Source organism: Shinella granuli, from assembly GCF_004341885.1.
GTDB classification, from domain to species: domain Bacteria; phylum Pseudomonadota; class Alphaproteobacteria; order Rhizobiales; family Rhizobiaceae; genus Shinella; species Shinella granuli.
Genome location: NZ_SLVX01000018.1, coordinates 24,033 through 37,991 on the forward strand (window position 1 = coordinate 24,033; position 13,959 = coordinate 37,991).

Genomic DNA, 13,959 nt, shown 5'->3' on the forward strand with positions numbered 1-13,959 from the left:
GCCGATGACGACAGTGCTAGGGCAAGAATGCACTAATTGCAAGATAATATATTTTCTGTTGCATTATCTATCAAACTTTGGCAGGCTGGGAACAGGATGGAGAAAGGGAGGATGGCCATGGCTGGTCCCGCAAGGAAATTCGATTTCGACGTGATCCAGATCGGCTACGGTCCGGTCAGCAAGGCGTCCGCGCTGTTCCTGCAGCGTCTTGGCTGGAGCGTGGGTGTGTTCGAGCGGTGGGAGGAGGTCTACCCCTTGCCCCGCGCGGTCTGCATCGACCACGAGCTTTACCGGGTGCTGCACGCGGCGGGACTGGGCAATGTCGCCGGCCGTGTCTGCAACGACGCGCCGACCTATCGCTGGTTCAACGCGGAATGGAAGGAGCTGCTCGCGATCGACTGGGCGGCCGGATCGATCTCCGGCGGCTCCGAGGTCAACTTCATCCACCAGCCCAGCTTCGAATGGGCGATGGATGCGCGCATCAAGGCGAGCGACGGCATTGCCCTCAACTTCCATTGTGAAGCGGTTGCCTTCCATCAGGACGACGACGGGGTCACAGTGACCATCCGCGACACCAAGACGGGCACGACCCGGGACTATACGGCGCGCTATCTGATCGGCATCGACGGTGCCAACAGCTTCGTGCGCGAGAGCCTCGGCATCAAGCGTGCCGATCTCGGTTTCGAGGCGGACTGGCTGGTGATCGACTTCGCCCTCAACGGCGGCCTGACCGCCCGTGATCTCGGCATTCCCGAATGCGGCCAGTATGCCAATCCGGTGCGCCCGACCACCATCGTTCCGGGCGGCGTCGAGGCCGACGGGCGCGTGCTGCGCAGGTGGGAGTTCATGCGGTTGCCGCACGAGACGCGCGAGGAGATGGTCGAGGAGGAAAAGGTCTGGGAATTGCTCAATGCCTGGATCAAACCCGACCAGGGAGAGCTGATCCGCCATGCGCTCTACACCTTCCGCAGCCTCGTCGCCGATACGTTCCAGAAGGGCCGCGTCTTCCTGGCGGGCGACGCCGCCCATGTGATGCCGCCCTTCATGGGGCAGGGCATGTGTGCAGGCCTGCGCGACGTCTGGAACCTCGCGTGGAAGCTCGACCTCGTGATGCGGGGCAAGGCCGATCCGTCGCTGCTCGACACCTACACGCCCGAGCGCGCGCCGCATGTCACCGACGTCATCAGGATTTCGATGTTCCTCGGCTCGATCATCTGCATGCCGGACCCGGAAGAGGCGCGCAAGCGCGACGAGATGTTCCTTGGCGGCAATGCGCCGAAGCCCGCGCCGTTCCCCATCCTGACCGATGGAATGCTGGAGCGGGACGGGCAAGGCCACGTCATCGCGCCCGCCGGCGAGCTTTCCTGTGCCGGCGCTGTCCGCTTCGGCGGACGGACCGGTCGCTATGACGATTTCGTCGCGCCCGGCGGCTTCACGCTGGTGCTGGAGGAGGGGGTCGCCCTGTCCGCCTCGGCGAAGGAGACGTGCCGGCGTTTCGGCATCACCGTCGTCACCGTCGCCGACCGCCGTTCGGCGACCGACGACCAGATCGGCGACACGCAGGGCCAGTTCGGGCGCTTCATGAAGGCGCACGGCATCAGCGCCATGCTGGTGCGACCCGATTTCTACCTCTTCGGCGGCGCTGCCGACAGCGCGCGGCTCGACCGGATGCTGGCCGACTTCGCCCGCCAGACACAGGCCTTCGGCATGAATGCAGAGCAACGGCAGGCCGAGCCCGCCTGACGGCGGGCCACGCAATCGACAGGGGAGGAGACCCAATGAACAGTCGAGGATATACGAGGCGCACCATTCTGCGCACCGGCGTCATGGCCGGCGGCGCGCTGGCCCTGCCGGGCCTTCTCAGCCGCCGCTCCCATGCGCAGTCGCAGACGATCCGCATCGGCTTCGTCTCGCCGCGGACCGGCCCCGTCGCGGCCTTCGGCGCTTCGGACGACTATGTGCTGAAGCAGGTGCGCGCGGCGATCGGCGCCGGCATCGAGATCGACGGGATCACCTATCCCGTCGAGATCATCGTCAAGGACACCCAGTCCAACCCCAACCGGGCGGCCGAAGTCGCCAACCAGCTCATGCTGGAGGACGAGGTGGACCTGATGCTCGCCTCGTCCACCGCCGATACGACCAACCCGGTGGCCGACCAGTGCGAACTGAACGAGATGCCCTGCATTTCGACGGATACGCCCTGGGACGGCCACTTCTTCGGACGCGGCGGCGATCCGTCGACCGGTTTCGACTGGACCTATCATTTCTTCTGGGGCGCCGGCCAGTTGGTCGACTGCTACACCTCGCTCTGGGACCAGCTTTCGACGAACAAAAAGGTGGGCGTGCTCTGGTCCAACGACAGCGACGGGGTTCCGCTTTCCAGCGCCACGACCGGTCTGCCGCCGCTCTTTGCGAAGAACGGCTACGAGGTCGTCGACGCGGGCTTCCACCAGCCGCTGAGCGACGATTTCTCCGCCCAGATCGCAAAGCTGAAGGCCGCCGGGGTGGATATCGTTTCGGGCGTCTTCCTGCCGCCTGATTTCACGACCTTCTGGACGCAGGCGGCGCAGCAGGGCTTTCGCCCGAAGGCCGTCACCGTCGCCAAGGCGCTGCTCTTCCCCTCCGCGGTCGAAACCCTCGGCGGCAACGGCAACGGGGTGTCGTCCGAAGTCTGGTGGTCGCCGAACCATCCCTACACGTCCGGCCTGACGGGCATCAGCTCGGCCGATCTCGCCAGGGGCTACGAGGCGGAGAGCGGGCAGCAATGGATCCAGCCGACCGGCTACAAGCACGCGCTGCTGGAAGTGGCCATCGACGTGCTGAAGCGCTCCGGCAATCCTAAGGACAAGGGCGCCGTCCTCGATGCGATCACCAGGACGGACTACAAGTCCATCGTCGGCCCGATTTCCTGGGCCAACGGGCCGGTGAAGAACGCCTGCCAGACCCCGCTCGTCGGCGGTCAGTGGCTGGCCGGAAGCGGCGGGACGTTCGATCTCTCCATCTGTGAGAACAAATCGGCCCCGGAAATCGCCGTGCAGAAGGCCTTCGCGGCCCTTTAGCCTGACCAGGCGCGGACGGCGGGCGGCAGCCCGCCGTTCGCTCAGCCTTCGTGCGCCTTCACGACATCGGATTCGATGAGAATGCGGGTCGTCTTCTCAAGGTGGGCGCGAATGGCGGCCGTCGCTTTCTCTACGTCGCGGCCCACGGCGGCATCGGCGATGTCGCGATGTTCCGACACGAGGTCGCGCTTGGCCCGGTTGAGGGGCACGGACACGCGCCGGTATCGTTCGGACTGGATGAACAGAAGTTCCCGCAGCCGAAGGAGCCAGGGACTGTCGCAGGCCGCCACCAGCGCTTCGTGGAAGCGCTGGTGCGCTTCCGCCCATGCCTCGCTGACCCTTGCGGGGTCGGCGGGGTCCTGCAGGCTCAACTTGGACAGCTCGAATTGCGTCGCCACGATGTTTGTTTCCCAGCGCAGGTCGCCATTCTGGATCGCATTCTCCAGGCAGAGACTCTCGATCGTTGCCCGCACGCGGGTGATGTCGCGCAGTTCAGCCTCGGTGATGGGCGCCACCCGAAACCCCTTGCGCGGCTCGGAGACGACCAGGCCTTCCGAGCTGAGACGTGCAAGGGCTTCGCGCACGGCCCCGAGGCTGAACTGAAACTCCTCGCAAAGATCCGCGATCACGAGCTTCTGTCCCGGCGCAAGACGGCAGGCGAGGATTTCGGCCCGGATCTGCGCATAGGCTTCCGCCGTGAGGCTGCCGCTTTCGGGTCGCGCCATGATCTCTCATTTCCTATTAAGCCTGAAACTCAGATAATCCATCAAATAATATATTTTCGGCATCAGCGCCAGAGCGAGCATGCCGGCTTCCTCATAAAAAGTATGAAATAAGAAATAATATATTTTATGTTGACGAATGTACGCATGTGAGTCAGGATACAGAAAAGCCAACCAAGGAGATTTCCCATGCGCTTCGCGTCCTATCGGCAGAATGGAAAGCAGGGCCTCGCCGTCGCCGTGGGCGATGCCTGGCATGGACTGACGGAGGCCGATCCGGCCTTTCCCGGTACGCTTCAGGCCCTGATCGAAACGGGCGGCGAGGCGCTGGCAAAGGCGGGCAACGCCCTTTCTTCGGCGCCTGCCGTGGATATCGATGCCGTGGAACTGCTTCCGCCGCTGTCCCATCCGGAGAAGATCGTCTGCGTCGGCCTCAACTATGTCGACCATTCCGCCGAAAGCGGCTTCAAGCAGCCCGACTATCCGACGATCTTCGGCCGTTTCAATTCGAGCCTCATCGCCCATGGCGCGCCGATCCTGCGCCCGTCCTTCTCCGAGCAGCTCGACTACGAGGGCGAACTGGTCGCGGTCATCGGCAAGGCCGGCCGGGACATCGCCGAGGCGGACGCCCTGGCCCATGTCAGCGGCTATTCGATCTTCAACGACGCTTCGATCCGCGACTACCAGTTCAAGGCGCCGCAATGGACGCCGGGCAAGAACTTCGACGATACGGGCGCCTTCGGTCCGGTCTTCGTGACGGCCGACGAACTGCCGCCGGGCTGCGAGGGCCTGCGCCTCCAGACCCGCCTCAACGGCGCGGTGGTGCAGGAGGCGTCGATCTCCGACATGGTCTTCTCGGTCGCCCGGCTCGTCTCGATCCTGTCCGGCTTCATGACGCTGAAGCCGGGCGACGTGATCGTCACCGGAACGCCTTCGGGCGTCGGCCTTGCCCGCAAGCCGCCGCTCTGGATGCGTGACGGTGACACCGTCGAGGTCGAGATCGAGAAGATCGGCATCCTGTCCAATCCGGTGCGCGACCGCGCGACAGCGAAGGCCGCCCTGGTCGCATGAGCGGCCAGGGTGTTTGGCCAAGGTATTTGGCCAAGGATTTGGGAGGAGGAGCCAGACATGACTGCGATTACCGGCAAGGTCCAGATCGTCAAGCGCCCCGGCGAGCTCGGGGTGCATTCGATGGACACCTTCAACATGGTCGTTCCGGACCTGCGCGTCGCCGAGGACTTCTACAAGGCCTTCGGCCTCGATGTGCGCGAGGAGGGTAACAGCCTCGGGCTTTATACCTTCGGGTCCGATCATCGCTGGGTCAGCATCGGCGAAGGCGGCCGCAAGAAGCTCAACTTCCTGTCCTTCGGCCTCTTCGAGGAAGACTTCGAGCCGATGAAGCGGCGGATCGAGGCCGAAGGGGTGCGCCTGCTGGACGCGCCGCGCGGCTTCGATTCCAACGGCGTCTGGTTCTACGACCACAACGGCGTGCTCATCGAGATCAAGGTCGCGGAAAAGACCTCGCCGGACGAGAAGATGCCGTTCGACATGGCCTCCTGCCCGCCGGGTGTTGCAGGTTCGCCGCAGCGCTCCAAGGCGCCGAAGGTACACCCCACCCGCCTTGCGCATGTGCTGATCTTCACCGCGGATGTGTCGAAGGCCATCGATTTCTACAGCCGGGTCCTCGGCCTGCGCCTGTCCGACCGCTCCGGCGACGGCATCTGCTTCATGCACGGCATCCACGGCTCGGACCACCACCTGATCGCCTTTGCCAAATCCGACGCGCCGGGCCTGCACCATTGCAGCTGGGATGTCGGCTCGATCAACGAGATCGGCAAGGGCGCCATGCAGATGGCGGAGAAGGGATTCCAGAAGGGCTGGGGCCTGGGCCGGCACGTGCTGGGCTCGAACTACTTCCACTATGTCCGCGATCCCTGGGGCAGCTACGCGGAATATTCCGCCGACATCGACTACATCCCGGCGACCTGCGACTGGGAGGCGGGCGACTACCCGCCGGAGGACTCCCTCTATCTCTGGGGCCCGGAACTGCCCAAGGACTTCGTCGTCAATCACGAAGCCGAAGGGTAAGCTATCTGCCGGCGCGGGCGACGGGGACGGCCGAACGACCGCCCAGCCGACACGCTTCGAACAAGCGCTTTCGCCGGGGATAGCGCAATCGGAAAGCGCTCAATCCAATCTCTCCCGATTGCAGACGGCCTTTGCGAATTGTGAAGGTTCGGCCAAATCCCGGACGAGATGTTCCATCCATGAAGTGGGTTCCCGTTTCCCAAGCCTCGGGGTGACGCCCTCGGGGCATCGTATCGTCTCCGAGTCTTCGGGCGCGGGTGCAACGTGCAATGGAAAATCGACTTGTTGGCGGACGGCAAATCGGCTTAACTGGTTGGCAAGCGGTTGACGGATCGCACGTCACAGAGACAAGAGGGCATATCTTGGCGCTTCGTTTCGGAGATAAATACCGCCATCTCGTCCACGGTCTCGATTGCCCGTGTCACAACCCGCAGGCCCAAAAGCTCTTCGCCCGCATCGATGCCGGCCTTTCGCGCCGGTCCGTGCTGAAGGGCATCGCGGCCAGCCTCGCCGCGCCGGCCCTGGGCGCGGCAAGCCCGGCTTTCGCACAAGTTTCCGCTAAACCGCTCCTGCTTCGCAATGCCAGCATATTCGACGGAACCGGTAGCCCGCTGATCCGCGGCCAGGGCGTGCTTGTCGAAGGCAGCCGCATCAAGGCGCTGGTTCCCGCTGCCGATACCGTTTCCGATGCCGAGGTGATCGACTGCGGCGGACGCACGCTGATGCCCGGCATGATCGATGCCCATTGGCATTCGATCCTTGCCGGCATTTCGCAAGTCGCGGCCATGACCGCCGATATCCCCTATGTGCATCTCGTCGCCGCGCAGGAGGCGGAACGGACCGTCCTTCGCGGCTTCACAACGGTCCGCGATGTCGGCGGCCCGTCCTTCGCCCTGAAGAGGGCCATCGATGAAGGACGCATTGCCGGCCCCCGCATCTACCCCTCCGGCGCCATGATCTCGCAGACGTCCGGACATGGTGATTTCCGCATGCGCACGGAGTTGCCGCGCGCGGCGCAAACCGACCTCAGCGTCGCCGAGCAGGCGGGTATCTCCGCCATCGCGGATGGCGAAGCCGAGGTCTTGCGCCGTGTGCGCGAGCAGCTCATGCTCGGTGCCAGCCAGATCAAGATCATGGGCGGCGGCGGCGTTTCGTCGTCCTTCGATCCGATCGATTCGCTCCAGTATACGGAAGCCGAGATGAAGGCGGCCGTATCTGCGGCGGCAGATTGGGGGACCTATGTCTGCATCCATGCCTATACATCCGCGGCCGTCCGCCGGGCGCTCGATTGCGGCGTGAAATCGATCGAGCACGGCCAACTGATCGACGAGGAGACGGTCAAGCGCCTTGCGGACGCGGATGCCTGGTGGAGCATCCAGCCCTTCCTTGCCGACGAGGATGCCAATGCGAAACCGTCGCCGGAGCAACGTGCCCAGCAGGAGCAGATTGCCGGGGGAACGGTGCGCGCCATCGAGCTGGGGAGAACGCACAGGGTCAAGATGGCGCTGGGCACGGACATTCTGTTCAGCCCGACGGGGACTGCGACCCAGGGCCGCCAGCTTGCGAAGTTTGCCCGATGGTATGACAATGCCGAGGTGCTGCGCATGCTGACCGGCGGCAATGCCGGGCTGATGGGGCTTTCGGGGCCACGCAATCCCTATCCGGCAAAGCTTGGCCACATCGAAGCGGACGCCTATGCCGATCTGCTGGTTTTCGACGGCGATCCGCTCGAGGACATTTCACTGATCGCCGATCCGGAGCGGACGCTGATGCTGGTGATGAAGGATGGCCGCATTCACAAGAATACGCTGCCGGCGTGAAAGGGAGGGGGCTTCCTTGAAGAGATATTTTGCTGCGGTCATCGTGACGCTGTGCACTGCTCACGCGACCCGTGCCGACGAGAATGCCGTTGAAGGTATTACCGACCCGGCCGCCGCGAGCAGGCATTCGGATTGGGCGCTGCAGGTCACGCCCTATATGTGGGCGACGGGTCTTGACGGGGACATCTCGCCCTTCCGCCGTGCACCGACGCTGCACGTCGAGAAGTCGTTCTCCGATGTGATGGACGATCTCAATTTCGGTGGCTTCCTCAATGTCTGGGGGCGTTACGACCGCTTCGTGCTCTCCGGCGACATCATGTATGTCAACACGACGGACAGCCATGCAACCGGCCCGCTGCCGGCGTTTCAGATCCCCGGCCTCGGCGTGATCCCGCCCGGGGCGAGCGTCGATGCGGATGTCGATACGACTGAATTCATGGCGACCCTGCAAGGCGGCTATCGCGTTGTGGATACACCGGAGTTCACCCTCGATGCGCTCGGCGGCGCGCGGTTCTGGTACATTTCGAACGACGTGTCGGTCACGGCAACCCATCCTCTTGCCGGCACGATCTCCGGCAGCCACGAAGAAAGTTTCAGCTGGGTGGACCCGGTTGTCGGCGCGCGGCTCTTTTTCAGCCTGACGGACAAGCTTTCCGTTCAGGCGCAGGCGGATGTCGGCGGTTTTGGCGTTGGATCCGACATTACGTGGTCGGTATTGGCGACGGTGAACTACACGTTCACCGACAGCCTGTCCGTTTCGGCCGGATACAAGGTGCTCGATGTCGACTATGAGAAGGACGGGCATGTCTTCGATACCCGGCTCTCCGGTCCGGTGCTTGGACTGACTTATCGGTTTTGATCTGGAAAGGTACGGTTCGGGTGGGGCGTCGTCCGGCCCTTCCGTCAGCCTCGCGGTCGGCCGACGGTGGCGCGCTCGACAAGATCGACGCCGAGGTTCAACCGGACAGCGCTTCGGGTCGGATTGGCGATGCGGTCGAGGAGCAGTTCCACGCCGGTGCGGCCAAGCTCGGTTCGCTCGATGCGCATCGTCGTGAGCGGCGGGCGGCTATTGCCCGACATGGCGACATCGTCGAGGCCGATAACCGAGAAGTGCTCGGGAATGGCAAAACCCAACGACTGCAGGCCCTGCATAACCCCGAACGCGACCATGTCCGAGCTGCAGAAAAGGGCGGTGACGTTCTCCAGCCGCCCGGCTTCGAAAGCGGAAACGATGGCCGCGCGAGCCTGCGTCTCCGCATATCCCATCTCGCCGAGGTCGAGAATGTGGCGGGCCGGATCGAAGCCGAGGCCGGCCTCGTCGATCGCGACGGAGAAGCCGTCCATGCGGCGCTGCATCGTCAACCGGTGCGGAAGGGTGACGTGCATGATGTTGCGGTGGCCGGCGGCCAGAAGATGCTGCGTGGCCAGCCATCCGGCCGACCAGTTGTCGGGAAGCACGCTGTCGAGCCGCATCGACCGGTCCATGCCGTTGATCAGCACGGCGGGAACGTTTGCCGCCGCGATGCGGCGGATCATCCCGGCATCGTCGAGGCCGATGGGGATGAGGGCGCCGCGATCCTCGGCCGCGAGAATTTCCTCGATCTCGGCATAGCCGCCTTCGCTCGCCGTCGCGATCAACCTGACCTCCACCGCCAGCGCATTGGCCGCGCATGCGTCCAGTACGCCCTTGATGATGTCTTCGTAGAACTGTGAGTCCGAATAGTAGGCGGCGGGAATGATCATCGTCGCCGTGGCCACACCGGCGCGCTGCATCGCCTTTGCAGTTCGCCCCTGGTAACCGAGCTGGTCGGCGGCGGCGAGCACGCGCTGGCGGCTCTCGTCGCTGACCCCGCCGCGGTTGTTCAGCACCTTGGACGCGGCGGCGACCGAGACCCCGGCGGCCTCGGCGATGTCGCGCAATGTGGTTGTAGGCGTATCAGACATTCTCTTCCCCGGCACGTTTGGCTCGATCTTTGTATCCCTTGGCGGGAGCATTCTCACCAGAAGAATTGCGTGTGTCCCAGCGAACGCATCAACGCTTCCATGAAATAATAGTCGCCATAGGGGAGCATGTTGTCGGCAAACTGCGAGCCGACATGGGCCGCGCCATGGGCGAGCAGGCCGAGCGCCTTGGGATCGGCCGTCAGGTCGCATGTATCGAGCAGGCCGCCGAGCAGCCGGTCGCCGAAATCCCGCCAGCGGGCCACCTCCATCGGGAGTTGCTCGGCGAGCATATAGGCGCCGGCCGCCATGATGGCCCCGGCGGAGCTGTCGCGATAGGCGCTGGCGCCGCCTGGTGCCATATAGTCCCATGCCGGCACGCTGTCTTCGCCCATCAGGGCCTCGGCCTTTGCCGCAAGGCGGCGTGCGGCATCGAGATAGACGGGATTTCCGGTGACGCGGGCGCTTTGCGCATAGCCGTGGATCAGCCAGGCCTGGCCGCGCGACCAGCAGGAGTCGTCGGCATATCCCTGGTGTGTTGCGCCATGCAGAGGCGCGCCGGTCACGGGGTCGAACAGGAAGGTGTGGAAGCTGGTATCGTCGGGCCGTACGAGATGGGCGAGAGCCGTCTGGGCATGGCCATCGGCTGCCACGCGGAAATCGGCCCGCCCCGTTTCGCCATGCGCCCAGTAGAGCAGCGCGAGGTTCTGCAGCGTATCGGCGATGATGCGGCCGCTGGCATGATGGGGATCGACCTGGCCATGCGGGGCGATCGCGTTCCAGGCCTGGAGATACCTGCCTTCGGGGCGAAAGCGCTCCAGCAGCAGCCGCGCCGCCTCCAGGGCCATGTCCCGCGGTTCGCGCGCGCCGGTCATCAGCCAGTCCGAGACGCAGGCGAGCGAAAACTGGAAGCCGAGATCATGGTCCTGCGCCTGCCGGTGGGCGAGGATCGACCGGAACACCGGCCGGCGTGCCTGGGCCGCGTGCAGGAAGGCGGGGTCTCCCGTCAGTTGCAGGGCAAGCCACAACTGCCCGGCATGGAAGCCCACCACCCAGTCGAAAGGACCGCAATAGACCCATTGGTTGTCGGCCGTTCCGATCTTGGGATTGCGCAGGCCGATCACCGGCATCGTCGCGCGCAACTTTTCCACGCACCGCTCGATCGCGGCCTGATGGCGCGCATGATTGCGGGTTGCGGCAGCAGGCTCGGTGGCCGCGAAGTAACTTCTGGCTTCGACATTCATGGAATTCTCTCCTCAGGCTGAGAGAACTTTCCTTCGAAAAGAAAATTTCGTCAACTACGAAAATTTCGATTGACGAAGAAATTTCTTGTCGGCATGCTCAAGTCACTCCCGGGCAGAGAGGGTTCCGGTGAGAGAGGAGGAGGTGAACGATGCTTGTCGACGACGTACCGCATCGGCGGGTGCATCGCTGGACACATTTGCGCCAGCACTTGGCAGGCTACGGTTTTCTGTCGCCCTGGTTGCTCGGTTTCTTCGTCCTCACGCTCGGCCCGGCGGCCTCGTCTCTTTACCTGTCGCTGACCGACTACGGCCTCATGTCCGCGCCGCGCTGGGTCGGTGCCGACAACTATATGCAGATCGCCACAAGTGATCCGCGCTTCCGCGCCGCCATGAACGTCACCTTCACCTATGTACTGCTCTCGGTTCCGCTGAAGCTCGTCTTCGCGCTGGCGGTCGCGATCCTGCTGAACAGAGGACTGCGTGGGCTGAACTGGTTTCGCGCAATCTTCTATCTGCCCTCCCTGATCGGCGGCTCGGTTGCCATTGCCGTGTTGTGGCGGCAGGTCTTTGCCGGCGACGGCATTCTCAACCAGGTCCTGATGGCGCTCTTCAGCTACGAGGGGCCGAGCTGGATCGCCAATCCCTCGACCTCGATCTATACGCTGATCGCGCTTGCCGTCTGGCAGTTCGGTTCCTCCATGATCATCTTTCTTGCCGGGCTGCGGCAGATCCCGCAGGATATGTATGAAGCTGCCAGCATCGACGGCGCCGGCCGCAGCCGCCAGTTCTTCAAGATCACGCTGCCGCTCCTGACGCCGGTCATCTTCTTCAATGCCGTGATCCTGACGATCGACGCCTTCAAGGCCTTCACCCCGGCCTTCGTCATCAGCGACGGCACGGGCGGGCCGATCGATTCGACGCTGTTCTACACGCTCTACCTCTACCAGGAAGCGTTCACGAACTTCCGCTTCGGCTATGCGTCTGCTCTCGCCTGGGTGCTGGTCGCGATCATCGCGGCGTTCACGGCCCTTTCCTTCCTCTCCGCAAAATACTGGGTGCACTACGATGACTGAGACCACCGTGGACGCCACCGGATCTTCGCCCTTGCTGCGCGCCTTCGCCTATGCGGCTGTTCTCGCCGTCAGCTTCGTGATGCTCTATCCGTTGCTGTGGATGGTCTCCAGCTCGTTCAAGCCGGAAAACGAGATCTTTTCCACCACCTCGCTGATCCCGGAAACCTTCACCACCGATGCCTATCGGCGCGGCTGGAACGGGCTGAGCGTCAGCTTCGGCTGGATGTTCCTGAACTCGACCGTCATTGCGCTTCTGGCCGTCGTGGGCAATCTCGTTTCCTGCTCGATGGCGGCCTATGCCTTCACGCGCCTGCAGTTCAAGGGCCGGAGCTTCTGGTTCGCCCTGATGCTGGGCACCATGATGCTGCCCCAGCATGCGGTGCTGATCCCGCAATATCTGATGTTCCTGAACTTCGGCTGGGTGAACACGATCCTGCCGCTGGTCGTGCCGAAATTCCTCGCGATCGATGCCTTCTTCATCTTCCTGATGATCCAGTTCTTTCGCGGCATCCCGCGCGATCTCGACGAGGCGGCGGTGATGGACGGCGCGGGGCCGCTGCGCATCTTCTTCAAGATCATCCTTCCGCTGTCCACCCCGGTCCTGGCCACGGCCGCCGTCTTCTCCTTCATCTGGACCTGGGACGATTTCTTCGCACCGCTGATCTATCTGAACGACATCGAGAAATACACCGCCCAGCTCGGGCTGCGCACCTTCGTCGATGCCACCGCCCAGTCCGACTGGGGTGCCCTGTTGGCGATGTCCACCCTGACCATCCTGCCGATCTTCATTCTCTTCGTCGTGTTCCAGCGCCTTCTCATCGAGGGTATCGCGACGACCGGCATGAAGCGTTGATCGCCCGTTATTCAGAAAGCGAGCATGACATGACCTCCCTGGCTCTCACCGGTATCAAGAAAAGCTACGGCGCCATCGACATCATCCATGGTGTGGACCTTGCCATCGAACCCGGCGAGTTCGTCGTGTTCGTCGGCCCCTCGGGCTGCGGCAAGTCCACGCTCCTGCGCATGATCGCGGGTCTGGAGCCGATCACCGGCGGCGAATTGCGCATCGCCGGCGCGCGCATGAACGAGGTATCGGCGGCAGAGCGCGGGATCGCCATGGTGTTCCAGTCCTATGCGCTCTATCCGCATATGAGCGTCTACAAGAACATGTCCTTCGGGCTGGAAACGGCCAGAATGCCCAAGGCCGAGATCGACCTGCGCGTGCGCAAGGCGGCCGAAATCCTGCAGATCACCAAGCTTCTGGATCGCAAGCCCAAGCAGCTTTCGGGCGGCCAGCGCCAGCGCGTTGCTATCGGCCGCGCTATCGTGCGCGATCCGCAGGTCTTTCTTTTCGACGAGCCGTTGTCGAACCTCGATGCGGAGCTTCGGGTGCAGACCCGCGTCGAGATCGCCAAGCTCCATGCCGATATCGGCGCGACGATGATCTACGTCACCCACGACCAGGTCGAGGCGATGACGCTGGCGGACCGGATCGTGGTGCTGAACGGTGGCCGGATCGAGCAGGCGGGAACGCCGCTGGAAATCTATAACACGCCTGCCAACCGGTTTGTCGCGGGCTTCATCGGCTCGCCGAAGATGAACTTCCTCAATGTTAGCGTCGACGGACGCGCTGGCGAGGCCGTGACGCTCGATCTTGCAGGGACGAAGCTGGCCGTTCGCGGCATCGATGCGCGGCCGGAAGGGCTGTGCCTCGGCGTGCGGCCGGAACATCTCGACGTCGGATCGGACCGGGGCACGCCGCTCGGGGCGATGATCGCGACGCATGTCGAACAGCTCGGCGGCCAGACCATCGTCTACGGATCGCTCAAGGACCGGCAGCCGATCGTCGCGACGCTCAATGGCCAGAAATCGGTACGGGCCGGGGAGGAGTTGCGCCTCACCGCCGACTTGGCGCAGTGCCATGTTTTTGACGCTGGCGGCCGCAGGGTCGCAGTCCAATCGGCATAGACCGGACAAGAATTGGTCTGCCAAGCCAACACCATTCTGCGAGC

At 63.8% G+C, this 13,959-nt stretch carries 12 protein-coding genes; 9 read left to right on the plus strand and 3 right to left on the minus strand.

The features are described 5' to 3' along the window. Positions 1–117: 117 nt before the first annotated feature. Positions 118–1,743: a bifunctional 3-(3-hydroxy-phenyl)propionate/3-hydroxycinnamic acid hydroxylase gene (locus EV665_RS22875; RefSeq protein WP_162853139.1), complete on the plus strand. Its 1,626-nt coding sequence runs from the start codon at positions 118–120 to the stop codon at positions 1,741–1,743. Positions 1,744–1,778: 35 nt separating this feature from the next. Next, the gene (locus EV665_RS22880) at positions 1,779–3,059 is read left to right on the plus strand and encodes an ABC transporter substrate-binding protein (protein ID WP_133035833.1); all 1,281 of its coding nucleotides are present in this window, start codon (positions 1,779–1,781) and stop codon (positions 3,057–3,059) included. 41 nt (positions 3,060–3,100) lie between these two features. On the opposite strand, the gene EV665_RS22885 is transcribed toward EV665_RS22880, so the two are convergent. Next, positions 3,101–3,784 carry a GntR family transcriptional regulator gene (locus tag EV665_RS22885; RefSeq protein WP_133035834.1) on the minus strand — a complete coding sequence of 228 codons (684 nt, stop codon included), beginning with the start codon at positions 3,782–3,784 and terminating at the stop codon, positions 3,101–3,103. Between the two features lie 186 nt (positions 3,785–3,970). On the opposite strand from EV665_RS22885, the gene EV665_RS22890 reads away from it, so the two are divergent. The 4 genes from EV665_RS22890 (at position 3,971) to EV665_RS22905 (ending at position 8,548) form a co-directional block, all read left to right on the plus strand. Beyond that, a complete protein-coding gene (locus EV665_RS22890; RefSeq protein ID WP_133035835.1) occupies positions 3,971–4,852 on the plus strand; it encodes a fumarylacetoacetate hydrolase family protein in 882 nt (293 codons plus the stop codon). A gap of 57 nt (positions 4,853–4,909) precedes the next feature. Next, on the plus strand, positions 4,910–5,869 hold the full coding sequence (locus EV665_RS22895; RefSeq protein ID WP_133035836.1) for a VOC family protein: 960 nt from the start codon (positions 4,910–4,912) through the stop codon (positions 5,867–5,869). A 362-nt stretch (positions 5,870–6,231) separates the two neighbouring features. Continuing rightward, on the plus strand, positions 6,232–7,689 hold the full coding sequence (locus EV665_RS22900; protein ID WP_206362182.1) for a metal-dependent hydrolase family protein: 1,458 nt from the start codon (positions 6,232–6,234) through the stop codon (positions 7,687–7,689). A gap of 16 nt (positions 7,690–7,705) precedes the next feature. Further along, positions 7,706–8,548 carry a porin family protein gene (locus EV665_RS22905; protein WP_425376499.1) on the plus strand — a complete coding sequence of 281 codons (843 nt, stop codon included), beginning with the start codon at positions 7,706–7,708 and terminating at the stop codon, positions 8,546–8,548. Between the two features lie 44 nt (positions 8,549–8,592). Here EV665_RS22905 and EV665_RS22910 read toward each other — a convergent pair whose 3' ends face one another. Further along, positions 8,593–9,633: a LacI family DNA-binding transcriptional regulator gene (locus tag EV665_RS22910; protein ID WP_162853140.1), complete on the minus strand. Its 1,041-nt coding sequence runs from the start codon at positions 9,631–9,633 to the stop codon at positions 8,593–8,595. Between the two features lie 53 nt (positions 9,634–9,686). Next, complete coding sequence (locus tag EV665_RS22915; protein ID WP_084438117.1) at positions 9,687–10,874, minus strand: YyaL domain-containing protein; 1,188 nt, start codon at positions 10,872–10,874, stop codon at positions 9,687–9,689. 149 nt (positions 10,875–11,023) lie between these two features. On the opposite strand from EV665_RS22915, the gene EV665_RS22920 reads away from it, so the two are divergent. Genes EV665_RS22920 through EV665_RS22930 form a run of 3 tightly spaced genes read left to right on the plus strand, consistent with a single transcriptional unit; the run spans position 11,024 to position 13,915 of the window. Beyond that, a complete protein-coding gene (locus tag EV665_RS22920; RefSeq protein ID WP_133035838.1) occupies positions 11,024–11,947 on the plus strand; it encodes a carbohydrate ABC transporter permease in 924 nt (307 codons plus the stop codon). After that, positions 11,940–12,800 carry a carbohydrate ABC transporter permease gene (locus EV665_RS22925; RefSeq protein ID WP_133035839.1) on the plus strand — a complete coding sequence of 287 codons (861 nt, stop codon included), beginning with the start codon at positions 11,940–11,942 and terminating at the stop codon, positions 12,798–12,800. Before EV665_RS22920 ends, EV665_RS22925 begins: the two co-directional genes overlap by 8 nt. Before the next feature lie 29 nt (positions 12,801–12,829). Then, positions 12,830–13,915 carry an ABC transporter ATP-binding protein gene (locus EV665_RS22930; RefSeq protein WP_133035840.1) on the plus strand — a complete coding sequence of 362 codons (1,086 nt, stop codon included), beginning with the start codon at positions 12,830–12,832 and terminating at the stop codon, positions 13,913–13,915. Positions 13,916–13,959 lie beyond the last annotated feature (44 nt).